Genomic DNA, 24981 nt, shown 5'->3' with positions numbered 1-24981 from the left:
CGCCGTGGCACGCTATCGGTATGTGCGGTCGCTACGCATCGACGACGAGCCGGAAAACACTGCTCGAGACCTTCGAGATCGACCCCGAGCGGGCCGACCCGGAGATGGCGCCGGACTACAACGTGGCGCCCACGAAGACCTCCCCGGTCGTGATCGTCCGCGTGCCGAAGGACACCGACGACGAGCAGCCCCAACGACAGTTGCGCAACCTCAAATGGGGGTGTTGACCGGACTAAGCGACGACGCGCCGTCCTGGTTGCGGTTCGAGTTGAAGGCAGTGGCATAGACCTCTTTTGATGGCAACGGCTCTCGGAAGGGGTGGATGGTGGATCGCTTACGGATTGAACTTGAGCGGTGGGGTTCGGTGGTCGAGGCTTCCGGTCCTTCTCCATGGCTGGTGGTCGACGATGTCGGCGGAGCGATCGAGCCGATTCGCCGGTATCTGGTCGAGTTCTCCGCACTCGGCAACCGGCCGGGTAGCGCGCGCAGCTACGCCTACGACTTACTGCGGTGGTGGCGATGGCTGCGGATAGTCGGCGTGCCGTGGCAGCGCGCGACATCAGCGGAGATTCGCGACTACGCCCTGTGGCTCGGTGCGGCGACCAAGCCAGGCGCGTCCGCGCGCACGGTGTCGTCGACGACAGCGGGAACAGTCAATCCAATCACTCGCAAGGCATACCTGAACGACCGCTACCAACCGCGGACGGTCCGTCACGCGTTGGCGGTACTACGGGAGTTCTACGAGTATTGGGCGGATCTCGGCGAGGGACCGGTCGTCAATCCGGTGCGGCGGGCGGGGCGCGCTCGGCCCAACGAGCATCACAATCCGATGGAGCCGTTCCGGCCCGAGGGTCGACTGCGCTACAACCCACCGATCGCGAAGCGGCGGCCGCGGACCCTATCGGACGAGCAGTGGCGTGATGTGTTCGCCGCGTTGCGCTCGCACCGGGACCGGGCGCTGTTGGCGCTGGCGCTGAGCAACGGCGCGCGCGCTGGTGAGTTGCTCGGTCTTCGCGGTGTCGACGTCGATTGGGGCGATCAACTGGTGCGCGTGATCCGCAAGGGCAGCCGCGCCGAGCAGTGGCTCCCGGCCAGTGCCGAAGCCATCGTTTGGCTTCGCCTCTATCTTGGCGGGAGCGCCCCCGTCGGACCGAACGAGCCGATCTGGCGCACGGTGCGTCGACGTGACAGGGGCACTGGACCTGCGGAGCAACCACTGACCTATGACGCGCTGCGGGCGGTGTTCCGGCGGGTCAACAGCGCGCTCGGGACGAACTGGACGATGCACGACCTACGGCACACCGCGGCGCTGCGGATGTCACGCGACTCGAACCTGACCTTGCGTGATGTGCAGGTGATTCTCGGCCACGCGGACATTGACACCACGGCGTCGATCTACCTGAACCCTCGGGAATTGCATCAGACGGGCGAAAATCTGCTGGTGGCCTGATGGGAAGCAGGGTGAGAATACCGTAGCGGTGACGGGAGAATGCCTGTTGGCCAGCCGGTTTGCCCTAACTAGCCCGTCTGATGCATGATTCTCGCACTGTTCGGTGGCGTGAGGAGTGTGGGTTGCGGCAGGTCGATCTCGCTGGGGCGGCTCGTCTGGAGCTGGTGTCCGGGGTGGCGCAGTTGCGCCCGCAGGATGCGATGGCAGAGGGAATGTTTCGTGGGTGGCGGGCCCAGCAGGCTGCCCGCGGGCTGCGCGAGGAAACGATCACGGCCCGGGAGAAGTTGGTTCGGCGGTTCATGGAGTTCGTCAATGACTATCCGTGGCAGTGGACCCCGACGCACATCGATGAGTGGTCGCTGTGGCTGACCAGCGAAAAGCACCTGGCGTCGTCGACGATTCGGGGCTACCAGTGCGGGTTGCGGTTGTTCAGCGAGTATCTGGTCGACGGCCGATACGGGTGGGCTGTCGCGTGCGAGGAAGCGTTCGGCACCCATCCGGTGGCGATCTGCCACGAGTGGAACACGATCGCTCATCTCAACGACTACGAGGGCCGGCCGGAGGCGCGCCCGTTCACCCGGGAGGAGATGCAGCGGTTCCTGGACTATGCCGACGATCAGGTCGAGCGCGCGGTGCGCGCGAAACGCAAAGGGGCCCTTGCTGCTTACCGTGATGCGACGATTTTTAAGGTTATATACGGGTGGGGCCTCCGCCGCTCCGAGGCGGCGAAGCTGGATCTGGTGGACTTCGGTCGCAACCCGGCGGCGCCGCAGTTCGGCCGTTACGGCACACTCAACGTTCGCTACGGGAAGGCGAAACGGGGCCAGCCGCCGCGGCGGCGGAATGTGCTGTCGGTGATGGATTGGGCGGTGGAAGCCGTGGTCGACTACGTCGAGAACGTCCGGCCCCGGTTCGGCTGCCCGGATCATCCGGCGCTCTGGGTCACCGAGCGGGGCGGGCGGATCAAGCCCGCGGAGATCAACGCCCGGTTCGTCGCCTACCGGGATGCGCTCAAGCTCCCGAAGGCGCTGGTCGTGCACAGCGCCCGGCACTCCTACGTCACCCACCTCACCGAGGATGGCGCCGACCGTCGATTTATCCAATCGCAGGTCGGGCATGAAAGCGACAGTTCGACGGCCATCTATACCCACGTCAGCACCGACTACATGAACACCATGCTGCAGAAGGCGCTGGCGCCCGTACTGGCCCCGTCAGAGAAGGACCGATGATGCCCGCCAAACTCGACTACCACTGGCACCTGCGCAAGGTCATGGCCGACCGCGGCATGTTCCAGACCACCGACCTGATCGAGCCGCTGGACAAACGCGGCGTCACCTTGTCCTCGAGCCAGGTCTATCGGCTCGTGGTCGAACGGCCCGAACGGATGAGCCTGAAAATCCTGATGGCGCTGCTGGACATCCTCGACTGCACCATGGACGACCTGATCGAACCGGCCGTTGCCGCCGAGGCCACCACGCGCGGCAAGAGGGCTGTCGGCGCCGAGGCCGGTATCGGGGACCTACGCCCCCGGCGGGCGCGGATCCGCGGCGTCGAGCTGCCGTGACCGCAGTTGACCACGGTCGCGTGATCTCGGACCCCGTCGGGTTCGTCACGGACCTGGTGCTGGCGGTCGATGGTCGGCTGACAGCGGACCAGGTCCGAGCCGTTGTCGCCGGAGTCGCTGGCGGGCGGTCGAAGTCGCGGCGGCTGGCGGCCTTTCTCGCCGAGCGCTCGGTGACCTTGACCGACGGTCGTTCCCCGGCGCCCCGGGCGATCGGGGATCTGCTGATCGCTCTGCGGGAGGCGGGCGCGGAGGTTTCCCCGCCGGTCTGCGCCGGCTGCGGCAAACCGATGCGGACCCTGCAGCGGCGCGGTCAGGACTGGTACTGCGGGTCCTGCGGCATCCGACCCCTGACCTGCGCGGCCTGCGGCCAACAGCGCCATGCCGCGACCCGGGACCGCACCGGGCAGCCCCGCTGCGCCCGATGCCCCGACCGCGACGACCGCGATCCGATCGGCGTCATACACAGTGTGATCGCACGGTTGGACCCGGACGTCGACCCGGACCTCATCGCCGTCGCGGTCGGCAAGCTCGCCTCCCGACCGTCCCATCAGCGCGGGATCGGCTGGGCACTGGAAGCTCAACCCGAACTGCTCACCGGCGCTGGGCACCTCGCGCCCGTCCGGGCGATCCTTCCGTTGATCGAAGCCCTACATGCCGCGGGCGTCGCCGGGATCGTCCGACCGGCATGCCCCCGCTGCCACCGAGTCGTCCGGATCGACAAACCCCTCGACGGACAACGCGTCTGCCGCACCTGCATCGCCCACAGCCGTGTCGAGGAATGTGTCCGCTGCGGCGCGAACCGCGAGCCCGCGACCCGGGACGAACAGGGCCGGCCGCTCTGCCCGAACTGCCTGGTCACCGACCCCGACAATCTCGAAGTCTGCCTCAACTGCGGGCGCCGCCGCTCGGTCAGTCTCCGCACGCCGGAGGGCCCGATCTGCGGAACCTGTCCGCCCCTGCCGAACTCTGTCTGTTCGATCTGCGGCGAAGAAAAACCCTGCGGCACCTCCCGAATCACCGGCCGTCCATGGTGTCCTGTTTGTCAGGGGCGCACGGCACGGTGTTGTTCCTGCGGCCGGACCGCGTCCATCGTCTCAGGCACCCTGGACCAGCCACGCTGCGCGGACTGCACCACCCCTGCCGTCTGGCATGACTGCCCCACCTGCAGTGACCCCGCCCACCCGCATCCCGGGCAATGCCCCCGCTGCCTGATCAACCAGGGCCTCAACGAGATCCTGGGCCCGTCCTCGGCGTCTCTGCATCCCGGGCTGCAAGCGCTGCGGAACAACATCGCGACCGCCGAGCACCCGATCACTGCGATGCGATGGCTGAGGAAGAAGTCCGTCGCACCCGTCCTGGCCGACCTCGCCGCCGGTCGGCGGGCGTTGACCCACGAAGCGCTGGACGAACTGCCCGACAGCCAGGCTCTCGCTCACCTGCGGCAGGTCCTCGTCGGTGTCGGCGCCCTGCCCGAACGTGACGAGCACATGATCCGCGCCGAGAAGTTGCTCGGCCGCGTCGTGGCCGCCCAGACGGATCCCGAGCAGCGGAACGTGCTGCACCGCTACACAACCTGGCAGCTCGTCCGCCGATTGCGGCAACGCAACAACGGCGCCGTCACCACGATCCAACAGTTCAACTCCGTCCGGCAGCGCACCTACGGAGCCGTCGCCTTCCTCGACTGGCTGACCGATCACCAACTCACCCTCGACACCTGTCAACAAGCAGACCTCGACCAATGGCTCACCGACGACACCGCGGCCAACCGCGGCTCCGCCGGGCACTTCATACGCTGGGCCCACAAGAACAAGCTGATCAGCGCCCGCGTCCCCGCACGCCGCTGGATGGGGCCCACCCGGCCGCTCGATGACCAACACCGATGGGACATCGCCCGCCGGCTGCTACACGACGACACGATCAAGGCCGAGGACCGGCTCGCGGGCCTGCTCGTGCTTCTCTACGCCCAAACCCTGGCAGCAATCTCGCGGATGACCATCGTCGACCTCGAGACCAGCAACGGCGCCGTCAGGCTGCACCTGGGCTCCTCACCGATCAATCTTCCCCACCCCGTCGACGAACTGGCACGGACCGTCGCCGAAAAACGCAAGGGGCACGCCACAATCGGTGCACTGACACCATCGCTCTGGCTGTTCCCAGGCGGGCAGCCCGGGCGGCCCATCAGCACCGGCCAACTCGTCGAACGACTGAACAAGCTCGGCATCCGGCCAGGCGCCGACCGCAGCACCGCCCTGTTCCAGCTCGCCACCGAGATCCCCGCAGCGATCCTGGCCCGCACCCTCGGCATCCACACCGACGTCGCAGTCGCATGGCAGCGACTCTCCGCCGGAGACTGGACCAACTACGCCGCCGAGATCAGCCGACGATCACCGAGAGCATGAGGCATTCGGACAGTTCGAATATCCGACGTCACCATTATTCGAGGAAGATATTGAGGTCGCCAAGCGAGTTCTGACACATCTCGACCGGCAACACGAGGCGGCTCCGGAGGCACCACCCGTGGCCAATCGGTACGACCCCGCGGACCTGACCGTGCTTCTCGGTGGAGCTGCGAAGTGAGAGCGCCGGCACCGACACCAGCCAAGCGGTCACCGGTCTGGCGGGCTACCGACGAGGAACGCGCGCGCTGGGGCGCGCGGGGCGGCGTCGGCGGTCCATTGGACTGCACGGCTGCCGAGGATGTGCTCACCGCCTTGAGAGCCTCGCCCGAAATGACCCGCCGCTCGCCACGACAACAAGGGCCGATCATCGCGGCGACGCGAGTAATCCTCGACTGGCTAGCCACCCACCCCGTCGACGGTTGGCAGGCACGCTGGGAACTCGCGAACCCAGACGACACCCTCCACTGGATCGAAGCGATCACCCGGGACGATCCCCGCTCCCGGCAGGCCAAGCGGCTTGTCTTCATCGACGCCCTGGGTTGCTTGATGCTGATCCGGTTCATCCTGCCCAGCCACAGGCTCCTGCGTACCCTGTCCTCGCCGATTCTCTACGGAAAAGCCCGCGCAGCCTTCCGACCGGACCTGTTCGCACTGACCGAACAGAACGCCGAAAAGCTGCAAATCCGTAAACCCCAGCGAGTCAACGCACTCAACACCCTCACCACGCTAGTCCTCCATTGCGGGCGCAACCTTGACGAGCTTACCTTCGACGACTTCATGAACCTGCGATATGCAATTGGGCGACCCGGCGGGCAAACCCGCGGAAGTATCAGCATCGGTTGGGATCTAGTGCGAGGCATCGCGAAGATCCCGGACGCGCCGTTTCACACGATGCGGATGCGCGGCCAGTTGTCGACCGGTGAGATCGTCGACTCGAACAACCTGATCTGTCGGCCAATCCGCGACGTGATCGTCCGCTACCTCGACGAACGACGCCCAGCATTGGACTACAGCACTTTCGCCAACCTCGCTCGTGTCCTTGCCGCATTCTGGGCCGACATCGAAGCCCACAACCCAGGCATCGACTCGCTCCACCTGCCTCAGGACGTCGCCGAAGCCTGGCGACAGCGAACACGAACGGTCGTCCGAGCCGACGGCACCGTCCGCGAACGACTGGCCGTCTTGAACATCTTCGTACCCGTCCGAGCCTTCTACCTCGATATCGCCGCCTGGGCGCTGGAAGACCCGTCCTGGGCTCCCTGGGCAGTGCCGTGCCCGGTGCGGCGTAGCGACACCGAGGGCTATATGAAGAACAAGCGGCAGGTCACCGCGCGTATGCACCAGCGTGTCCGGGACCGGCTGCCGCACTTGATGCGCCTGTCCGATTCTGTTGCAGACCACCTACGACAGCAGGGCGAGCTTCTCGTCGCCGGCCAATCCGCGGGGTACGACGAGACCTTCGAACACATCGGCATTCGCTACCGCCGATTAGCGCTGAGGGTTGATGGGCATGGCCCCGTCCGCCGAACAGTCGAGGAACCGGTCAAGGTTGAAATCGTCGCCACCGCCGAGCGGCTCGACCTGACTTACCTCGAGGACGAAGCGTTCTGGACGTGGGCAATCGTTGAGACGCTGCGCCACACCGGCGTCCGAGTCGAAGAGCTGCTCGAGCTCACCCAACTCGCTGTTGTCAGTCACCGCGTGCCGGATACCGGTGAGGTCATCCCGCTGCTCCAGATCGTGCCGTCCAAGACGAACCAGGAGAGGCTGCTGGTCGTCACGCCCGAGTTGGCCAGCGTTCTCGCCAGCGTCGTCAGTCGGCTGCGCGCCATCGGCGGCGGATCGGTCTCGCTGGTGGCTCGCCACGATGCCCATGAGCGATCCTGGGGACCACCGCTGCCGCATCTGTTCCAACGCCATCGCGACTACCAGTCCAAGGTGATCATCGCAGGGATGGTCAACCAACTACTCGCGCAGGCATGGGAGCGGATGGGAGTGTGCAACGCCGCCGGTGAGCCGATCAAGGCCACCGCGCACGACTTTCGGCGCATGTTCGCCACCGAGATGGTCACCGGTGGCCTGCCGATCCACATTGCCGCGAAGATTCTTGGGCACCACCGACTGGTGACGACACAGGGCTACACCGCTGTGTTCCAGGAGGAACTGATTCGCTCGTACCGCGCCTTCCTCGACGGCCGGCGAGCCGTGCGCCCGGCTGACGAGTACCGGGAACCCACCAGCGCAGAGTGGACCGAGTTTCAGCAGCACTTTCAGACCCGAAAGCTTGAGCTCGGGGACTGTGGCCGCCCTTACGCCACTCCCTGCAGTCACGAACACGCCTGTGTTCGTTGTCCGATGCTGCGCGTGGATCCGCGTGCACGAGCACGGCTGGGCGAAATTATCGAGAACCTGCGCGACCGCATTGCCGAAGCCCGCGCCAATGGCTGGCTCGGCGAGATACAGGGTCTACAGATCAGCCTCGATGCGGCCGCCGGAAAGATGGCCGCTCTCGACCGTGCCGAACGTCGGGCCGTTGGACCGGTACTTCTCGGAATACCCCGATGAGCTCGACCATCATCCTTTCCTGGCCTACCGACACGCGAAGAGACGCCTTCGCTCCGTTTGGCACCCCGGCAATGGGAATGTCATCGGACGGGTCTAACGGGTTCGTGCTGGTCAGCGCGTCCCGCTCACGGGCCGGCTTGCGGGAAGAATCGGTAGAGGTTCGGCCAGGTGATGCCGACAGCACCCACAGCGGTGTTCGGTCGAGGGCTTCTAATTCGTGGCCACCCAAGTACAACGAGTTCAGGGCCTTGAATGGGAGAGCTTGCCCCGCACACTATTTGTGACTATCAACGGCCATACTCGCAACCGCCGGCCATTCCGGAGCCCGTCAAAAGGTCCACCCGAGTATCCGTATAGAGGCCACGAAGATGACATCGGTGGGTGGGTCGGTTTCACCCCTATCGACCAGTGACGAACTCTTCACCCCGGATGACGAATCTCTATTCGGCGCAAAGTTGCACCTGCTTCTGGGCTCGGTCCGTATCGTTCGAAACGGGAGTCGTCGATGAATGTTCGTAGTCTCGTCTTGGAAATCTCGCGCGTAGTCATACTGGCGCGTGATGACGGAACGTCATGTGTTGCGACCCCTGAACGGCTTCGCGAAGTTGCTTACTGGCCGACGACGGTTGGTTCCATGTGGAGGCCACCACTCCTTAACAACGCGGAGAGTCTGATCGAAGAGCACACGCCGGGGGACGTCCCCGGGGCCTCATGGTGGGTGCTCCACGGTAACGCCGAGCCCGAGGTCCAGATCGATCTCACTCTCGAAGACGGCAGCTCACCGACGGTTCACCGGCTGGGCAATGTCTGGGCCATCGAGTGGGTCAGCATCCCGCAAAAAGCCTTCCTCTACAGGTCTGACAGGCCAGAAGATAGCCAGCCCCACAGGATTCGAATGATCCGTCCAAGCTACCTACCGCCCGCGCCATATCCCGACAACCACTGGTAGATGTTGCTTCTTGCGTCTGAATCATCCCGGTGGACGATCCCCAGCCGGGACGAGCGCCAACCGCTGCGGGCACGTGCTGGGCCGATCTCGTCCCGGTGAGGGGAGCGCGCTATCGCTGTTTCCGGACTCTCACTCGCACTGATATGCGGTCTGGGTACTTGAACTTGGATCTGGGAGGTTGGCGAAAACGGTCAATATGCCGCAGACGTAAGCGCGGGACAGCTTCCATTCGTTGTTGGAACGCACGAAGGGGATCGGTCCCACCGGGTAAGGGGCCATGCGATCAAGGCGGCCCTGCCCAGTCGCGTTGATCATGTCTGGGCCGACGGGTTCCACGGTGGTGAACTGGATGTATTGGGGTGAGGGTTGCGCACCCCAGGCCCGCGCGATTCGCAAAGTCGTCTGGTCGCTGGGGCCCTCCAAGCGTCGCGCGCGGTCCTCCTCACGTACGGAGTAGTTGGTTGTGGCGTTGTAGAGGGCGGTCAGTTGTTCGGCGGTGGGGACGAGATCGGTGATCGGTGCCGGCGGCGGTGCGAACTGGGTGGATTGGACGAAGACGGTCGGATCGCGCGATTCGGTGTCCGCGGGCGAGCAGGCGCCGGCGACGGTTGCGATCGCGACAAGAGCGCTGGCACCTATCGCGGCTTTCCTCACCCTCATGATCTAGGTATCGCCCCGAGTCCACGCAGCGTGACAACCCGTGCCGCACGAGATCCCTCGAAGCATCTCCATCAGCGATCGGATGTCCGCTAGCCGATCCTCATCCGGCGCTCATTCGGCGTTCCTCATTGACCTGGCAGGGGCGCGTTTCGCTAGTCCGGAAAAGGGTCTGACGCCGTTCTGGTCTAAAAGTCCGAAGGTCGGCTCCCGCATGATCAACGCCCGCGCCGAGACCGTGCTCGAAAAGACTGCGTACAGGCAGTGTTTCAAGTCGCGGCGCGGGATTGTGCCGGTTTCCGGGTTCTACGAGTGGTTCCCGACCGACGAGGTCGGCAAGTGTCCGGGAAACCGCTGAAACCGCCGTACTTCATCCATCCGGCCGAGGGCGACATTCTGCCTCTGGCCGGCATCTTCGACTTCTGGCGCAACCCCGACGTCCCCGACGAGGCTCGGGCGGCAGCATTTCGCAAGCAGTGCCGAAGTGGTCGTAAGATTCGGCATGACCTCGCTCTGGTTGGGATGCCGCTATGAGGGGGTAGGTCGCGGCACAACAGTCGCGATCAACGTCAGGGCCACGCTGGTCGCGAGAATGCGGTCGGGGCAGAGTTTTGATGATGTGCAATCCGCAGCCTTCCCCTTGGGTCGCCCGTGCGAATGGCATGAGCCGCCGCGGGCTCCTGCCATTCGCTACTGAAGCGGTGATTGCGGCAACGGCCATGCCATCGTCGAATCTGCGTCAGCGATCACCTCGGGTGCTCCAGGCGGCGGCCAGGCCTTCTCCTCGTACGCTTGCTTGCGTTTTGCCAAACGCTCATTCGGAGAGTCGAAGGGCCAGATATGGATGATCCGGTCAACGCCGTCGAGTGCGTACATCACGACCGCGATGGGATCGATGGAGTGCCTACGTGGCAACGCTGTTCGCCACCCGGTGATGGTCGCCGGCAACCCACCCGGGACGAGACGATAGTCGCGGATCTCGTAGGCGGGACCGTGAGATCCGGCGGTCACGGTCGGTACGAATGGGAAGGCGGCGAATGTCTCGACGGAGAGCGACCGGACCGACGAAACCTGTGAAAGAGGGTGGCCGTGGAGGCGTTGCTGCTCGCGAGCGGCCAACAGCGTATCGATCCTGTCGAAACGCCGCAGAACCCAGATCTGTCCCAGTTTGCCGTTCTCTGCCGACCACCCCCCGAGATATTCTCCGCCGTCGGCCGCGCTCAAAGCCCAGGCGTCAGCCTGTTTCGCTACTTCGGTCTGATCCACCAGAGCGAATTGCAGAGTGGTCCACTCATAACGGATTGCTGTGACATCGGCTGGCTGGTCCTCGCCTGTTATCGCCTCGGGCTGTTGTGGATTCACTTCTGCCTTTCCTTGTGGTTCTGTTCCGTGCTCAGCGGGAGGTGGGATCGCCGATGGATCTGCCGCCGCAGACCGTCAGAACCTGACCCGTCATGTACGAACCTTCGAGTGCGAGGTACCGCACCGTAGCGGCAATATCCTCCGGAACACCTCCCCGCTGTACGGGGATCGAGCGCAGCGTCTTGTCGAGCACCTCCTGCGGGAGCGTTGCAGACAGAGGCGTCGCAATATAACCCGGGGCAATGCAATTCGCCGTGATCCCAAGCTCTCCCACTTCGAGTGCCAATGACCGGGTTGCGCCGATCAAGCCACCCTTCGACGCCGAGTATGCACCGGAACCAAAGATGCCCAGCCACGCCCGAGACGCAATGTTGACGATCGCGCCGCCGCGAGCAGCCTGCATCAGCGGCAGTGCCCTACGAATCAGAGAGAATGCACTGAGGAGATTGATGTTCAAGGTGAACGCGAGATCCTCATCCTTGATGTTCGTCAGGCGAGCATCACGACCCACACCGGCGCAATTGACGAGGATGTCAAGCTTGCCGTGTCGTCCGGTGATGGTGTCGATCACCGCCGCACGCGAACTGGCGTCCTGGACATCGAGAGCGTGCGTCTCCACGCCGGGCGGAAGTGCTGTCTTATCGTCGAGACTGTCGATGACGTGGGGCAGGTCGGTGATGAGAACCGTGGCGCCGTCGTCGGCCAGTCGTTCGACGATTGCTCGTCCGATGCCGCTCCCCGCACCGGTGACGAGGGCGACTCTGTTGTGCGCGGTGCTCACGGCTTGATCCTTCCGAGGTTCGGGCCGGAGGAGGTGTAGGTTTCCTGCCCTGTCAGGGTGGTTGCAGTCCGATACGTCTCGAGCAGGGTGCTGATCGTGGATGCCTCTGCGTCGTCGTCGAGGTTGCCGTACAGAACGCTGTTTGCGGTGATGGCATCCTTCTTCAGCTCGATGGCCATGGTGCGTGTGAAGGACAGGACGGCTCCCACGAGCATGCTCGGCAACACCGAGTCCCGAGTCCCCAGTGCTGCGTCTGAAGGGATCAGGATTGCGATGCTGTGGTGGGACTCGCCTTCTCTATTTTCCCGGACAGCGATTGTTGCGCGTTGGAGTGCGTGGACGAAGGCGAAGAACGTAGCCTCGACGGCCTCGAGGTCGTGGTCATTTGTCGAGGAGAAGGGTTGCGGCGCCGGAGGCCGAACGAGGATGACAGTTTGGTGACGCGCATCGATGTCGGCGACGTTGGCAAGTGAACCGGCTTCCAACCCCAAACGGGTTGCCAGGGCAGCTGGGTGTTCGCCTTCGAGCCCGACGAGGGCGGTGGCGGGACGCGTCGAACGGGTGGTGTTGGTCATGCCTGCATCACCAGCGTCGTCACAGAGGCGCCGTCGGTGCCGGCGACTGTTCCGCCCTTGCAATAGGCAAGGGCAGTACGCGCGCCCTCGACTTGTCTGGCCCCGGCCTGACCGCGAAGCTGCCACGTGAGCTCACAGGCTTGGGCCACTCCGGTCGCACCGACAGGGTGTCCTCGCGAAAGCAGGCCACCGGACGGGTTCACGGGGAGTTTGCCGCCCAGGGCGGTGTGTCCTTGCTCTGCCCATCGTCCTCCCTCTCCACGGGGAATGAGACCGAGACCTTCCATTCGGACGATCTCGGCGATGGTGAAGCAGTCGTGCATCTCCACGAAGTCGATGTCGTCCGGACCGATCCCGGTCAGTTCCCATGCGGCTTGTCCGCCACGGCGGGAGATGTCCTCTTCGTTGATCGAGCGTTCGCCGTCGTGCACTGTGCCACTGACGAGGCCACACCCGAGGATCTTCGGGTTGTCTCCCGCGCGGAGTCCGAGCCGTGTCAGGCCGGCTTGGTTCGCGATGACGATCGCGGCGGCGCCGTCGCTGATCGGACTGCAGTCCAATAGTCCGAGTGGATCAGCGATGGTCCGTGCTTCGAGGACCTGCTTCAGAGACACCGCGTGCTGGTACTGGGCGTAGGGATTGTGTACCGAGTGTGCGTGGTTCTTGACGGCGATGCTCGCGATCTGCGCGCGGGTAGCTCCGTGATCGTGTATGTACCGGCGGGCGCTCATGGCGTGGTTGGCTGCCATGATCATGCCCATCGCCGCATCCAGGTCTGTGCGGTCGGCGAGGATTCCGCCCTTGATTCGGTCGGTCATCTTCTCGGCGCCGATGACGAGCACGAGGTCGTGCTGGCCGGCGGCGACAGCCATCGACGCGACGCGTAGCGCGGTGGCTCCGCTCGAGCACGCGTTCTCGAGGTTGGTGACAGGCTGGCCGGCGAGCCCGAGGTGAGCCGCTACGCGTTGTCCGGCAACCGAGCCTCCGAGGACGGTTCCCAGGTAGAGCGCATCGACGTCGTGGGCGAGGGATCCGGCCTCGGACAGAGCCGAACGGGCGGCCTCGACAGCCATTTTCTCGAGGGTCACCTCTGCCGGGTACTTGCCGAATCGAACCATCCCGACGCCGACTGCGTGTACGGCGTTCGCATTCATGACTGCTCCTTGGGGACGAAGGCGAAGCTCAGATGGGGCTGCCCGTCGATCGTTGTCTCGTCGGCCGCCAGCTGGACCTGTTGCCCGATCTGTGGACTGAGTCCAGGCGGGAATTGCAGGCGCGAGAGGAGCACCACCGGTCCGTCCAACCGCACGAATCCCAGCTGATAGGGCACGGTGAATCCCGGGGGTGCCTGGTGGACGGTCGTGAAGCTCTCCAGGGTGCCGTCGTGCGGTAGCTCCACCGTGTGAACATCGTCGGTGTAGCAGCGGGGGCAGAACTCCCGAGCAGGAAACGAGACGTGTCCTTGCGGACACGCTGAACCGATCAGTGCGAATGGCTCGGTGGTGAACAAGTCGTCCCTCAGTGGGGGCAGGTCGAGCGTGTCGGTGCTCATGTGACCTCCTTCAGTGTGTCGAGGTGGGGATGGCTGGCGTGCACCAGTTGTGTGCAGCGGTGGCGAGATCGATGCGTCGTGCTCCGGTGTCGCTGAGTTCGGGACCGGTCCTGCTCATGCGCGGCGCGGCAGCCGGGAACACGGCGCCGTCTCTCTCGACCAACATCGATCGGGCGCGAACGTGCGGATCAGAGGCGACTTCGTCGACAGCATTGACCGGTGCCACACAGGCTTCGGCTCCGGCGAACAGTTCGGTCCATTCGGCCCGGGTTCTCGTGGCAAAGGCTTGCGCGATCTTCTGTTTCGCGGCGGGCCACTTCGTCCGGTCTTCACGGGCGCCGTCGAGCGCGTCCTCGAGACCCAGTATCCGAGTCATGTTGGCGTAGAACTTCGGTTCAGCTCCAGCGACGGCCATGTAGTGTCTGTCGCTTGTTCGGTAGCTGTTGTAGTGCGGAGCACCGGAATCCATGTCGTTGGTGCCCGGTACGTCGGACCATTGCCCGTCAGCCTTGCGCTGCCAGAGCCCGGACATCAGCAGAAGCGCTGCATCCGTCATCGCAGCGTCGATGACCTGGCCGGTCCCGGAACGAGTCCGCTCGAACAATGCGAGGCCGATACCGTAGGCGAGCATCAGTCCTCCGCCGTAGTCGGCGACCATGTTCAGTGGCGGGACGGGGTCGTGCCCCTCGCGCGCGATCGAACGGGCCGCCCCGACCATGGCCAGGTAGCTCAGGTCGTGGCCGGGCTCGTGTGCGGCTGGACCGGTCTGACCCCATCCGGTCATGCGGGCATAGACGAGTGCCGTGTTGGCGACCGTCAGCTTGTCCGGTCCGAAACCCAGCCGCTCCATCACGCCGGGACGAAATCCGTCGACCAGAACATCGGCGGACGCCGCGAGCTCGTAGACGAATGCTCGGTCCTCTTCGCTCTTGAGATCGGCTTCGACCGTTGTGCGACCGCGCAGCGTGAACGAGGGCCGTGTGGCGGCGCTGCCCGGCCGTTCGATGCGGATCACTTCGGCACCGGCGTCGGCGAGGAGACTGCACGCGAACGGTGCCGCCCCCAGTCCGGCGAACTCGAGGACGCGGATTCCCTCGTAGGGACGAACGCTCACTGGTTACCTCCTACGGCCACGTCCGAACGGGCCGGAAGAAGCGGTAGCCCGGGATGGACGGCAGGCATCGCAACGACCGACCCGCCCTTGGCAACCGTGACGACGAGGGTTGCGAGGTCCCCTCCCGCGAAGCAGATGCTCGTGACGAGAACCCCTGTACCGAAACTCAATTCACGGACGACTCGGCCATCGGCATCGAGCGCGACGACATTGTCTCCGGATCCACCCGCCACCCACAGCCATCCCTGGCTGTCGAGGGCGATTCCATCCGGGGTCCCGCCGGGGACGGCGGCTTCCCAGCCGTCCCACTCGCATCGCGCTCCGTCGACGTGGTAGCGGCGCACGACGCCCCGCAGCGTTTCGGCGACATAGATCTGCGTGTGGTCGGTTCCGAGGCAGAGACCGTTCGGGAAGCGGAGTCCGTCGAGTGCGGTCGTCACCGTGTTTGTGCTGGGGTCGAGAATACGTAGAGCTCCTCGCCCTTCACCTCCGTCGTCGGAGTGCCCGCAGGGGTCGGTGAACCAGACCCGTCCTGCATCGTCGACGATGCAGTCGCTCGGCGAGGATACGTTGCCTTCGTGGACGGTTGTCACCGTGCCGTCGACGATCTGCTGAATCGAGGGTGCGGCAGAGATTGCGGACTTCGACGGCATCGCCGTCCCGCCGTTCTGGGTTACCCAGATCTCGCCCTGGATGCCCACCGCCAAGCAGTTCGGTCCGCCACCGGTTTCTGCGATCGTTCGTGTGGGGCTCTCGGCGGTGAGATCGACGCCGTAGACGATTCCGCGGTTGAGGCTGACGACGCCCACCTCACCGGAAGGCAGCAGTGCGGGTCCCTCGGTGAAGCCGAGACCTGAGGCCACGAGACGGGCGCCATCGGGTAAGACCAGTTTTCGCTCGGTCTGTGCTTGATTCGTCACTGGTGTTCCTTGTCGTGGTATTGGTGATGTCAGTCGAGGATCTCGATCCGGCTGGTCACACGGTCTGTCGAATCGGTGACCAGAGCTGTTCTGTCCGTGCACGACAGGACCATGCCTTGGTCGATAGTCAGAGGTGAGGTGTACCGGAACGTCACATGCCGTATGGGTTTTTGCCGGAGCGTTCGGATCCGGCGGGTTGCGGCGATCAGTTGGAAGGGGCCGGGCACCACCAGACCGGAGTAACCTTCCACCGTTCGTGCGTAGTTCTCGTCCCAGTGAATCCGGTGGGATGCACGCATGAGTGCGGAGAATCGGAACAGCGTCGTCGCGTCAATGGGGAGCGTGACGCCGGACGCCGCAGGGGCAGCTGGTTGAGGCGTCGCCGCGGTGTGTGGCCCGTAGTGGTCGATGACGTCCTGCTGCTCACGGAGACAGACTCGCCCCTTCTGAGAGATCAGGTGCTCAAGTGTGGTGATGGTGAACGTGCCGCTGCGTCCCCGAACTTGTTTCGTCCCAGTCGCTTGCGAAGTCCGTACGGCCCGCGCGCCCAGAAGCAAGTCATGGTGGAATTCGATCGAGCCGCCCCCGAGAAGGCGCCTGGTTCCCTGCTCCGGCCGTGGAAGGATGTCCGATTGAGTCGGAAGTCCGGCAGCGTCCAGCTGGGTCGGGGACGGGTGCTCGTGAAAGTACATCCAGTGTCCCATCAGCGGCACCGGAGTTCCGTCCGTGGGGTAGTTCACATCCAGTCCGAAAAGCGCGACGAACTCCCGGGCCGGGGCTGCACCGAGTGTCTCGGTTCGGTCCGTGCGTGGGAGGGAGGTGACTGTGGTCATGGAACCAGCACCGCGCGTCCGACAACCGAAGACTTCTCGACGGCGCGGTGAGCACCAACGACGTCGTCGAGGGTGTAGTCGGTCGTGACTGCCCGCACCTGGCCGGAGTCGAGCAGTTCCAGTGACCGTAGGAACGAGTCCGTCGATGTCGATGCGGAACCGGTGATCACCGCTTCCTTGAAGAACACGAAGGCGGGATAGACGCTGATCTTTTGGCGTTCGAGTTGGCCCGTAAACACGTAGCGACCGCGCTGGGCGAGTCCTTTGAAACCGGTGTCGAACACCGTCGGCAAGCCGACGTTGTCGAGCACGACGTCGACGCCGCGTCCGTGGGTGAGGTCCGCGATGTGGGTGTTGGGGTTCTCGGTGGTGATGACGACATCGTGTGCTCCGTACGCGCGGAGGGCGTCGGACTTCGATGCCGAGGATGTCAGCGCGATGACACGGGCGCCCATCGACGCTGCGACCTGCAGGGCATGGATACCCAGTCCTCCCCCTGCGCCGGTCACGAGGACCGTTTCGCCGCTGCGAAGGTGTGCTGCACCGCGCAGGGCTTGGACGCAGCTGCCGACAGCGCACGCGGCTATGGCGGCTGCCTGTGCCGGTATGTTGTCGGGGACCTGAGCGAGGGCGTCCTGTTCTAGCAGAATGAATTCTGCGTAGCCCCCGTAGACGAATGTCTTGCCGGTGCAGTCGAGTTCGCGTCCGGTTCGGCACGGACCACACCATCCACATGTGTGGTGCTGTTTACACGCGACCCGATCGCCTGGCTCGACGTGTGTGACCGATTCCCCGATTTCGACGACACGTCCCGCCACTTCATGGCCCAACACGTGAGGTAGTGAAATCTTGGTCAAACCCGCGCGGTCGGCGATGTCGTGTCCGCAAACTCCGACGGCTTCGACCGCGACGAGAACCTGGGTGCCGCGGGGTGACGGGCGGTCGGTCTCACTGAGCTCGAGTACCTCGGGTCCGCCGTACTCCGGTGTGGCTACTTGGCGCATGACTTGGCCCCCTGGATCTGAGGATCGACGAACTGCTCACCGATCAAGCGCTTGCTGACTTTGCCGGTGGGGGTGGTCGGCACTTTGTCTGCGTCGAGGAACACGAACCGCGACGGGACCTTGTACGAGGAGATGCGCTGTCGGAGCCACTGCCTCAGCGCATCCGACAACTGCTCCTCGTCTGCGTCTTGTGGCGCCGCGAGTACGATCGCGCAGCACAATTGTTCGTCACCGGACACACTTGTCCAGCCGAACGCAAACGCGTCCTCCACGTCCGGGTGACGAGCGACGAAATCCTCGACTTCAGCGGGCGATATCGTGATCCCGTTGACCTTGACCACTTCCTTGAGGCGTCCGGCGAAGTGCAGATGCCTATCGCTGTCAAGCCAGCCGAGGTCGCCGGTACGAAACCATCCGTCATCGGTGAACGATGCGGCATTGGCGTCCTCGTTGTTCAGATAGCCGGGGGTCACGATCCCCCGCACTTCGATTTCCCCGAGCTGCTCCGGATGGCCGACCTCGATGGGTTCGCCTGTCTCGAGATCGGTGCACCGGATCTGTTGGGTGTCGAGCGCGGTTCCTTGGGTCTGGACGAGAGTGTCCACATCGTCTCCGGGCTCGGTCATCGTTGCGAGTCCATAGCATTCGGTGAGGCCATACGTACTACGCGCTCCGCGTAGGCCGAGGGTATCGATCGCGATACGTTTGTCTTCCGCAGTCACACCGATCACACCCTTGGTCAAGCTGGACAGGTCGAAGGGTTGCGTCTGCTGCTGCTTGGCAAGGCCGCGAATGAGTGGGCCGAGTCCGTAGAACACGGTGCACTTGACCCGTTCGATGAACTGTGCCGACGAAGCCGGCTCGAATCTACGCTGGAGGCAGAGGGTGGCGCGGTGGGTGAGCGTCACATGGATCACATTTGCGCAGCCGAGGCCGAAGAACAGCGGTGCAGCGAACCAGATTCGGTCTTCCTCGGTCACCCCGATCCGCGCGCCCATCGCGTGGCCGTTGCGGACGAGGCCGCCGTGTTCGAGTATGACAACCTTCGGTTCGGCACTGCTGCCACTGGTGAAGGCGTACATCGCCGTGTCGGATTCCGTGATGTGTGCCGGAGGCACCGGGTGCCCGATTGTGCGATCGAGCCCTGTGGGGAGATCGGGGCCGGCCCAGAAGAAGGTCCCGAGATAACTCCGGGACGAGTCCGGATCGACCAGGTCGGCCTCGGCGAGGATTTCCGTGTAGTCGTGGCCGTGCAGGTCGGGTTCCGAAATGAGGGCTCGCAGATGCACTTTCGCGCTCGCGGAACGGAGTTCGGCGGCCTTGTACCAGGTGTTGAGTGGGACCGCGATCATTCCCCCGCGGGTGACAGCAAGGACTGCAGCAACCCATTTCCAGCTGTTTCCCATCAGGATTCCGACGGTGTCACCCTTGGAAAGACCCAGATGTTCAAGGTTTGCCTGTAGCCGAGTGCAGTAGTCGTACATTTCGCGTGCTGTGACCGTACGGACGTCGTCGATCACGATCGGGTGGTCTGGGGACTGAGTCGCGTAGGCCTCGAATGCCAACGGCACTGTCGATGCAGCGTCCGTCGTAGAGGCCGGTACAGGTTCGTTCATCACACTGCCTCACATACTATTTTCTATAGATAATAGCCGTCGGTGGATTGTTTTCCAACCGCCTCATCGCTTGGCGCCCAGGGTGTCGCCCGAGACCGTTTTCTCGGCAATGCCGCGCTGAGCCACCTTTGCCTGCTTCCGGGCCACGGAGTCCTGCGCCGTCAAGAGGTAGGCCGCCGCGGCGCCCAACGACGCCATGATGAAGATGTAGATCGAAAGCGCCAGGTTGGAGCCGGTGGCGTTCAACAGGGCCTGAGCGATCACTGGCGCGGTTCCGCCCACGACCGCGGTTGGAAGCGCGTGGCTCAGAGCGGTGCCGGTGTAGCGAGCCAACGGCGGGAACTGACGTCCATAGACGACCGCCTGCGGTGCCTGAATGAGGGCATGAGACAAAGCGAGGTACATGGCGAGGCCGACGAAGACTCCGATGACGCCGAGGCCGAGGAGCCAGAAGAACGGGAACGACAGCAGCACGCCGAACACGAAGCCGGTGACGAGCACAATCCGAGGACTCCATCGGTCCGCGCACCACCCCGCGACTGGAATCGCGACGGAGTAGACGAGGGCGGCGAGCGTCAACGCATCGAGAACCGATGTGCGGTTGTATCCCAGAGACGTGGTCGCGTAAGCGATTCCGTATGTGGTGATCGTGAAGTACACGACCACGCCGCCGCCGGTGACGAAGAACCCGAGCACGATCGGCTTCCAGTAGGAGGTCAACGTCTTCGCCAGCGACAGTTGCGCCTCCGGGGATGTTTGGCCCTTGGCTTCGGTGTACTCGGCGCTGTCCTCGATGTTGCGGCGGATCCAGAAGGTGAACAGGAACATCACGAAGCCCAGCAGGAATGGCAGTCGCCACCCCCAGGTGATGAAGTGCTCGCCGGTGAACTTCGATGCCAACGTGGTGGCCATAGAGGAGAGCATCAGGCCCAGCGAGCCGATCTGAACCATGCTGGCCATGAAGTTCTCGCGCCCGGGCTTCGAATTCTCGATCAACACCAGCGAGGCGCCCGCCCACTCGCCGCCCAAGGACAGACCCTGGAGAAACCGCATCGCCACCAACAGCAACGGTGCTGCGATTCCAATCATCTCGTAGGTGGGCATCAGGCCAATGGCAAGTGTAGAGAACCCCATCAACGACAGGGAGACCATCAGGGTCCGCTTACGCCCGAGGCGGTCCCCCATGCGCCCGAAGACCAGGCTGCCGATCGGCCTGGCGATGAACCCGAACGCGAAGGTTGCGAACGCGGCCAATGTTCCTGCAGCCGAACTGAAGGACGGGAAGAACACCTTGTTGAACACCAACGCTGCCATCGTCCCGTACAGCAGGAAGTCGTAGTACTCGATGGTGGAGGTGGATATCCCCGCGATGATCAGTCGACGTTGACTCGGGGGTCGGGAAACTGTACTGCTCGCCATTTCACACTCTCTTCCGAATTTTCTATAGAAAAGAGTTTATATGCGGTGATCGGCGTCACGTCAAGAGCGCGTGGTCGCTGCTATCGCACAACTACTGCTACGGCCGAGCGGACCTCGCATCGCAACCGGCACCAGCATTGATCAGCCAAACGGGTTGCGTCATTGGTCATGCAACTGGAGTGGCCAGCGACTATGCCTGTTCGGTCGACTCCAGCGCCGCGACTCCCAGTTCGACAGCTGTGTTCGCAAACACCGCCGTCAGAGCCAGTGCAGCCGCCGCCTGACGGCGCGTGGCGCCGTACTGCAGTGCGTTCTCCACGTGAAGTGCAGCACCTTGTGAGAACAGGTGAGTCGTGGACATGTCGGCCACCGCAAGCGCCAACTCGCGCCATTTCGGTTCGAGTTCGCTGTGCTCCCACACCGCACGCCCGAGCCGGCGGTAGGAGTCGAAGAACCCGGGCAACTCCTCGGCGAGCATGCCGTGCACGCCCGGAAATTTGTCTTCGAACGGGCGCCAATACGCGCCCTTGGTTGCTGCAGGGACCTCGTACGAGTTGACGTCATACACCAGGGGGAGCCCCTCCGTCACGCCATGGAGCGCCACGAACGGCAGAAGCAGCAGCACGTCGAGGACTTCACGGCGGGAGGCGCCGGCATCCAATGCTCGCCTCATCCGAAGTGCGACGCCACCCTGGTCGCGGACGGTGACCGAGGCATCGTGTGCCAAGAGCAGTAATTCGCGGATGTGCGGGGGCAACTCGTCCGAGTCGTAAGCGGCCTCGAGAAATCTCGAGAAGGCGTCCGCGAACGTAGGATCCAGCGCTATCAATTGTTCCCACTGCGCCGTAACGCACCCGAATACCTTCGATACTCGCGAGGAAACCCCGGTCTCGCGGCCCTCGTCGGCGGTCTCGGCTCTTGTCATCGTGTGGTCCTTTCGGGTCGAATGCAGTGTCTGCCCCAGGTCAAGCCGCGCTCGCGGAGTGGCGGTGGATGGCTTTCTGCGGATGTGGCGCAGTGTTGGCCTGGCAGGCAGGGATAGTCGGACTTGGCTAAATCAGGCCCTACCACTACTCTATTATCTATAGAAAGTGGTAGCCAAGGCGTAGGTATGGTTCCAAATGGATCCGTCTGCGGCCAGGAGCGCGGACAGTCGCCGCCCTCCGACAATGGAGAGGACATGAGATGCCCAAGGCCTTTGTCGGACGTGCGCAGCTATCAACCGAGGTCGAATCCTATGTGCGAGAACAGATTCTTACGGGCGAGTTCCCCGCGGGATCTCGAGTACGCGCCGAGAACCTCGCCGAGGATCTCGGTGTCAGCCCGACTCCAGTCAGAGAGGCCCTGCAGGCGCTACGTGGCCAGGGATTCTTGAGTCTCGAGCCCCGGAAAGGTTTCCGCGTTCTGGCGCTCAGCGATCAAGACATCGATGACGTCTTCCTCGCTCAAGCGTTCCTGGCAGGACAACTGGCGCGTCGCGCCGCCACGAACCTCTCCGACGACCAGCTCGACAATCTGACACAGATGCACGACGAGATCGATCAGGCGGCTGCGCTGAGAGACAGTGAGACCGTCCAAGATCTCAACGACAGCTTTCATCGAATCATCAACAAGAGCGCGGGTTCCCCGAAGCTGAGACTGCTGCTGAGCAATACACTGTTCTACGTACCAAGCCGGTTCTTTGCCACGAATCATCAGTACCCGTCATCGGACCATCGCCGGGAAGTCCTGAGCGCGCTACGTCGCCGTGATCCGGACGCCGCAGAGCAATCGATGTCCCACCTAATCTCCCATTCCGGTCACCTGCTACGTGAATTTCTCGGTAACCGAGGAATCGAAGATGCCAGTTAGCCGTCCATTCTCCCGTCCGGTGATGATTTTGCTGTCGGGGCGTAAATCGGGACACTCTGGACAATCGGGATCGCCTGTCGGCTAACTCCCGCTCCGACCTGGCCACCGTGATGTTCCCGGAAGAGTATGGGGCGGACGAGCCATGTCCGACCCGGCCAGAACAACCGTCAACGACATCCGGGGGCTACTCCTTACCTCGCTGTGGACGTTCCAGGCTGGAGGTGTTCGACCAGGCGCGAATGGTCGGAGCCCGCTTGATGGGTGTGGCGGTAGGTTGCGTGCGTCGCGGCGGAAGTTGTCATTCTCGATGGTCAGGACGTGCAACGCGCGAGCGAACGTTTCGCTGGTCAGGCGGTAGCGGTCCCGCTCGTCTCGCAGAGACTGGTTGGTCTTCTGCAAGGCGGCGATCTGCTCGCGGAGCTTGACCTCGTTGTCAGGGACGCCGTCGCGGGTTCGCCGCTGCGCGTAGAAGAGATCCTTGAGATCGGTGTGCTTGTGGGTCAGCTTGATTCGCTTCACCCCGGCTTCTTGCGCGAGACTGACGATGTCGAGCTTGCCCGACGAGCGCAGCGGTGTTCCCGCGAACAGTCGCTGCATGGCCGCGGTGATGGCACGCCGGTCGTCCTCATCGGTCAACGTCGGTCTCCTCGCGGTTCGTGATGCGGGTCCGCTCATGCTGCTCGACGAGCTTGTCCAGGTGGGCTGCTCGTTGACCGAGACGTTCACGCAGCGGCATCGGGGTGGCCGGCTCGACGATTTCCTCGCGGAGCCGGGCGATCTCGCTGCGCAGTGCGGCGATGTGGATGTCGGTGCGCGCGATGTTCGCGCAGGCCGGATCGCACCGGTCGATCGCCGGGGATGTCGACCGGCCGGGTGGGTGGGTACGGTCCGGGTGGCAGAGCGCTTTGGCTGGATCGTAGTTGCAGGTGAGGAACGCCTCCGGGTTGTCGTAGACGTGGAATTGCGGGACAGCGAGCAGTGCGCGCGCCTGCGTGGATGTCAGGAACATGCCCTCGAATCGAAGCTGGGCTCCGGTGGCGGCGCTGATCAGGCGGCGGGCAGCGGGCCCGGAGACGTGTTCGCCGTGGTGGAGACGATCGGCGACGGAGTCGAGATAGTCGGCCATGGCTCGTGCGGTTTCGATGTCGAGGATCCGGCGTAGTCCGTCGCGGGCTCGTCCGGCGTAGCAGTCGGTGACCGTGGAGGCGCGCAGGTGCCCATACTGCAGCGCGAGCGCGACGCGGCCACCGGGCAGGCGGGCGATGTGCCAGGCGAGGGTTCGCCGGAAGCGGTTGACATGAACCGGGCCGTGCGGATCGTTGGGGCGGGTGCGGGCCGGGTAGTCGTTCAGCCATGCGGTGAAGGCCGCGATCCGACCGTTGGCGCCCTGACAGGTCAGCGCCTCCCCACGCCGCTTCCGGGAGCCCGGCGTGGCCACGGCCCAGGCAGTTCTCGCGGGGAACAACAACGACCCGTCCGCCATTCGTTCCAACACCCGAACCGCGCGGACCACGGCCACACCCTGGTCCCGGTCGAGGAAGTCATCGCAGGACAGCGCACCCCCGACGTCGAGATCGACTGACCAAACCCACTGGCCGAGGGACGAGTTTGGATCGAGGCGGACGCCCGCCGCGAACTGCACCGCCAAAACTGTCGGCAGTTCTTCGCCGAATTCGATGCCGTGGTGTGTCCGATCACCTCATTGAGGACGCCAGCCCCTCGCCGGTGACCTACGACGGCACTCCCGTTCTGGCCTTCTCGTTGCCGTCCACCGGTGTTTCAGGACGGACGGAGGGCAGGAGTGGTGCAATGAAGGTGTGTGACGAGATGAGTGAGCGATGAAGCAGGCCCTGAAGACGGTGCTGGTGTGCCTGGTCGTCGGCGCCGCGGCGCTGGTGGTGTGGTCGGTCGCGTCGCGACCGGACTCGCCCGAGCCGCCGCGCCCGCTGCCCGATTCCGCGGTCATGGTCCACGGCGGACCGACGACGTGCAGTGAATTATTCGGGCAACCCTGTGATTTCGGGCTGCAGTCCGCCTTCAATCGGTGGGGGACAGGTCTCGCTCCGTTCGTCGATTCCGGGGTCCTGGGCCCGTACGCCGAGCGGATCGGGTTCGTGGCGTCGGCGAAGCTGAGTCTGGACGCCTGCGCACTCTCCCACACCACCGGAAAGACGGTCCTCGAATTCGTCGAGCAGGCGCAACGGCAACACCCGGACGCCGGGAGCCCTGAGCTGTTTCCGTTCTGGAACCGAACCCGGCAAACCCTGTGTCCCGTCTGACCTGCACAGTCGATTATGGCTTGATGTCGACGATGTTCCGCCGCATCACTTGTCGCAGCGATCCCGTCCTTGTCTCGGTCGAGCTTGGTAT

Annotated in this window: 24 protein-coding genes; 9 read left to right on the top strand and 15 right to left on the bottom strand. The window is 64.2% G+C overall.

Features of this window, described 5'->3' with window-relative positions; all coding sequences use genetic code 11:
• The first annotated feature begins 20 nt into the window (after nucleotides 1-20).
• From RJ1_RS13150 to RJ1_RS13120, 6 genes are all read left to right on the top strand, one after another.
• Complete coding sequence (locus RJ1_RS13150; RefSeq protein WP_240319692.1) at nucleotides 21-227, top strand: SOS response-associated peptidase family protein; 207 nt, start codon at nucleotides 21-23, stop codon at nucleotides 225-227.
• 170 nt (nucleotides 228-397) lie between these two features.
• Nucleotides 398-1450: a tyrosine-type recombinase/integrase gene (locus RJ1_RS45355; protein ID WP_240319691.1), complete on the top strand. Its 1053-nt coding sequence runs from the start codon at nucleotides 398-400 to the stop codon at nucleotides 1448-1450.
• 200 nt (nucleotides 1451-1650) lie between these two features.
• Nucleotides 1651-2679, top strand: coding sequence for a tyrosine-type recombinase/integrase (locus tag RJ1_RS13135; RefSeq protein ID WP_083400704.1), 1029 nt, complete (start codon nucleotides 1651-1653; stop codon nucleotides 2677-2679).
• On the top strand, nucleotides 2679-3014 hold the full coding sequence (locus RJ1_RS13130) for a helix-turn-helix domain-containing protein (protein WP_174694976.1): 336 nt from the start codon (nucleotides 2679-2681) through the stop codon (nucleotides 3012-3014). Before RJ1_RS13135 ends, RJ1_RS13130 begins: the two co-directional genes overlap by 1 nt.
• Nucleotides 3011-5413, top strand: a complete 2403-nt coding sequence (locus RJ1_RS13125) for a hypothetical protein (RefSeq protein WP_073360504.1) — start codon at nucleotides 3011-3013, stop codon at nucleotides 5411-5413. Before RJ1_RS13130 ends, RJ1_RS13125 begins: the two co-directional genes overlap by 4 nt.
• 174 nt (nucleotides 5414-5587) lie before the next feature.
• On the top strand, nucleotides 5588-7978 hold the full coding sequence (locus tag RJ1_RS13120) for a tyrosine-type recombinase/integrase (protein ID WP_073360502.1): 2391 nt from the start codon (nucleotides 5588-5590) through the stop codon (nucleotides 7976-7978).
• A 1078-nt stretch (nucleotides 7979-9056) separates the two neighbouring features.
• Here the strand turns inward: RJ1_RS13120 and RJ1_RS13110 are convergent.
• Complete coding sequence (locus RJ1_RS13110; protein WP_240319690.1) at nucleotides 9057-9587, bottom strand: MTB12 C-terminal domain-containing protein; 531 nt, start codon at nucleotides 9585-9587, stop codon at nucleotides 9057-9059.
• Nucleotides 9588-9798: 211 nt separating this feature from the next.
• Between RJ1_RS13110 and RJ1_RS49280 the strand changes: the two genes are divergently transcribed.
• Entirely contained in the window at nucleotides 9799-9942 is a 144-nt protein-coding gene (locus RJ1_RS49280; RefSeq protein WP_240319689.1) for an SOS response-associated peptidase family protein, read from the top strand.
• A 332-nt stretch (nucleotides 9943-10274) separates the two neighbouring features.
• Here the strand turns inward: RJ1_RS49280 and RJ1_RS13100 are convergent, their stop codons facing one another.
• The 12 genes from RJ1_RS13100 to RJ1_RS13045 all read right to left on the bottom strand — a co-directional run bounded on the left by RJ1_RS13100 (nucleotide 10275) and on the right by RJ1_RS13045 (nucleotide 21685).
• Nucleotides 10275-10946 (bottom strand): NIPSNAP family protein, encoded by a 672-nt coding sequence (locus tag RJ1_RS13100; protein ID WP_240319688.1) that lies wholly within the window; start codon nucleotides 10944-10946, stop codon nucleotides 10275-10277.
• Nucleotides 10947-10977: 31 nt separating this feature from the next.
• Nucleotides 10978-11727, bottom strand: coding sequence for an SDR family NAD(P)-dependent oxidoreductase (locus RJ1_RS13095; protein WP_073360498.1), 750 nt, complete (start codon nucleotides 11725-11727; stop codon nucleotides 10978-10980).
• A complete protein-coding gene (locus RJ1_RS13090) occupies nucleotides 11724-12302 on the bottom strand; it encodes a Rossmann-fold NAD(P)-binding domain-containing protein (protein ID WP_073360496.1) in 579 nt (192 codons plus the stop codon). The genes RJ1_RS13095 and RJ1_RS13090 overlap by 4 nt, the downstream gene beginning before the upstream one ends.
• Nucleotides 12299-13456, bottom strand: coding sequence for a thiolase family protein (locus RJ1_RS13085; protein WP_073360494.1), 1158 nt, complete (start codon nucleotides 13454-13456; stop codon nucleotides 12299-12301). The genes RJ1_RS13090 and RJ1_RS13085 overlap by 4 nt, the downstream gene beginning before the upstream one ends.
• On the bottom strand, nucleotides 13453-13854 hold the full coding sequence (locus RJ1_RS13080; RefSeq protein ID WP_073360492.1) for a Zn-ribbon domain-containing OB-fold protein: 402 nt from the start codon (nucleotides 13852-13854) through the stop codon (nucleotides 13453-13455). The genes RJ1_RS13085 and RJ1_RS13080 overlap by 4 nt, the downstream gene beginning before the upstream one ends.
• Before the next feature lie 10 nt (nucleotides 13855-13864).
• Nucleotides 13865-14968, bottom strand: a complete 1104-nt coding sequence (locus tag RJ1_RS13075; protein WP_073360490.1) for a CaiB/BaiF CoA transferase family protein — start codon at nucleotides 14966-14968, stop codon at nucleotides 13865-13867.
• Nucleotides 14965-15888 (bottom strand): SMP-30/gluconolactonase/LRE family protein, encoded by a 924-nt coding sequence (locus tag RJ1_RS13070; RefSeq protein WP_073360488.1) that lies wholly within the window; start codon nucleotides 15886-15888, stop codon nucleotides 14965-14967. Before RJ1_RS13070 ends, RJ1_RS13075 begins: the two co-directional genes overlap by 4 nt.
• Before the next feature lie 29 nt (nucleotides 15889-15917).
• A complete protein-coding gene (locus tag RJ1_RS13065) occupies nucleotides 15918-16721 on the bottom strand; it encodes an HTD2 family dehydratase (protein ID WP_073360486.1) in 804 nt (267 codons plus the stop codon).
• Nucleotides 16718-17725, bottom strand: coding sequence for an alcohol dehydrogenase catalytic domain-containing protein (locus tag RJ1_RS13060; RefSeq protein ID WP_073360484.1), 1008 nt, complete (start codon nucleotides 17723-17725; stop codon nucleotides 16718-16720). Before RJ1_RS13060 ends, RJ1_RS13065 begins: the two co-directional genes overlap by 4 nt.
• Nucleotides 17713-19341: a class I adenylate-forming enzyme family protein gene (locus RJ1_RS13055; protein ID WP_240319687.1), complete on the bottom strand. Its 1629-nt coding sequence runs from the start codon at nucleotides 19339-19341 to the stop codon at nucleotides 17713-17715. Before RJ1_RS13055 ends, RJ1_RS13060 begins: the two co-directional genes overlap by 13 nt.
• A 63-nt stretch (nucleotides 19342-19404) precedes the next feature.
• The gene (locus RJ1_RS13050; RefSeq protein WP_073360480.1) at nucleotides 19405-20760 is read right to left on the bottom strand and encodes an MFS transporter; all 1356 of its coding nucleotides are present in this window, start codon (nucleotides 20758-20760) and stop codon (nucleotides 19405-19407) included.
• A 190-nt stretch (nucleotides 20761-20950) separates the two neighbouring features.
• On the bottom strand, nucleotides 20951-21685 hold the full coding sequence (locus tag RJ1_RS13045; protein ID WP_073360478.1) for a carboxymuconolactone decarboxylase family protein: 735 nt from the start codon (nucleotides 21683-21685) through the stop codon (nucleotides 20951-20953).
• A 260-nt stretch (nucleotides 21686-21945) separates the two neighbouring features.
• Between RJ1_RS13045 and RJ1_RS13040 the strand changes: the two genes are divergently transcribed.
• A complete protein-coding gene (locus RJ1_RS13040; RefSeq protein ID WP_073360476.1) occupies nucleotides 21946-22611 on the top strand; it encodes a GntR family transcriptional regulator in 666 nt (221 codons plus the stop codon).
• An 81-nt stretch (nucleotides 22612-22692) separates the two neighbouring features.
• Here the strand turns inward: RJ1_RS13040 and RJ1_RS13035 are convergent, their stop codons facing one another.
• Nucleotides 22693-23247 carry an FtsB/FtsL family cell division protein gene (locus RJ1_RS13035; protein WP_073360474.1) on the bottom strand — a complete coding sequence of 185 codons (555 nt, stop codon included), beginning with the start codon at nucleotides 23245-23247 and terminating at the stop codon, nucleotides 22693-22695.
• A complete protein-coding gene (locus tag RJ1_RS13030) occupies nucleotides 23237-24253 on the bottom strand; it encodes a hypothetical protein (protein ID WP_073360472.1) in 1017 nt (338 codons plus the stop codon). Before RJ1_RS13030 ends, RJ1_RS13035 begins: the two co-directional genes overlap by 11 nt.
• 196 nt (nucleotides 24254-24449) lie before the next feature.
• On the opposite strand from RJ1_RS13030, the gene RJ1_RS13025 reads away from it, so the two are divergent.
• Nucleotides 24450-24890, top strand: a complete 441-nt coding sequence (locus tag RJ1_RS13025) for a hypothetical protein (RefSeq protein WP_073360470.1) — start codon at nucleotides 24450-24452, stop codon at nucleotides 24888-24890.
• Nucleotides 24891-24981 lie beyond the last annotated feature (91 nt).

It is taken from the genome of Rhodococcus jostii NBRC 16295 (assembly GCF_001894825.1).
In the GTDB taxonomy this organism is placed as follows: domain Bacteria; phylum Actinomycetota; class Actinomycetes; order Mycobacteriales; family Mycobacteriaceae; genus Rhodococcus_F; species Rhodococcus_F jostii.
Note: the sequence above shows the minus strand (reverse complement) of the source record. Positions and strands in the feature narration are given on the sequence as shown.

Coding starts and splice junctions, on each gene's coding strand:
- RJ1_RS13150 (WP_240319692.1), top strand. CDS start 21: ATGTGCGGTCGCTACGCATCGACGACGAGCCGGAAAACACTGCTCGAG.
- RJ1_RS13135 (WP_083400704.1), top strand. CDS start 1,651: ATGGCAGAGGGAATGTTTCGTGGGTGGCGGGCCCAGCAGGCTGCCCGC.
- RJ1_RS13130 (WP_174694976.1), top strand. CDS start 2,679: ATGCCCGCCAAACTCGACTACCACTGGCACCTGCGCAAGGTCATGGCC.
- RJ1_RS13110 (WP_240319690.1), bottom strand. CDS start 9,587: ATGAGGGTGAGGAAAGCCGCGATAGGTGCCAGCGCTCTTGTCGCGATC.
- RJ1_RS49280 (WP_240319689.1), top strand. CDS start 9,799: ATGATCAACGCCCGCGCCGAGACCGTGCTCGAAAAGACTGCGTACAGG.
- RJ1_RS13090 (WP_073360496.1), bottom strand. CDS start 12,302: ATGACCAACACCACCCGTTCGACGCGTCCCGCCACCGCCCTCGTCGGG.
- RJ1_RS13085 (WP_073360494.1), bottom strand. CDS start 13,456: ATGAATGCGAACGCCGTACACGCAGTCGGCGTCGGGATGGTTCGATTC.
- RJ1_RS13080 (WP_073360492.1), bottom strand. CDS start 13,854: ATGAGCACCGACACGCTCGACCTGCCCCCACTGAGGGACGACTTGTTC.
- RJ1_RS13065 (WP_073360486.1), bottom strand. CDS start 16,721: ATGACCACAGTCACCTCCCTCCCACGCACGGACCGAACCGAGACACTC.
- RJ1_RS13060 (WP_073360484.1), bottom strand. CDS start 17,725: ATGCGCCAAGTAGCCACACCGGAGTACGGCGGACCCGAGGTACTCGAG.
- RJ1_RS13055 (WP_240319687.1), bottom strand. CDS start 19,341: ATGAACGAACCTGTACCGGCCTCTACGACGGACGCTGCATCGACAGTG.
- RJ1_RS13050 (WP_073360480.1), bottom strand. CDS start 20,760: ATGGCGAGCAGTACAGTTTCCCGACCCCCGAGTCAACGTCGACTGATC.
- RJ1_RS13045 (WP_073360478.1), bottom strand. CDS start 21,685: ATGACAAGAGCCGAGACCGCCGACGAGGGCCGCGAGACCGGGGTTTCC.
- RJ1_RS13040 (WP_073360476.1), top strand. CDS start 21,946: ATGCCCAAGGCCTTTGTCGGACGTGCGCAGCTATCAACCGAGGTCGAA.
- RJ1_RS13025 (WP_073360470.1), top strand. CDS start 24,450: ATGAAGCAGGCCCTGAAGACGGTGCTGGTGTGCCTGGTCGTCGGCGCC.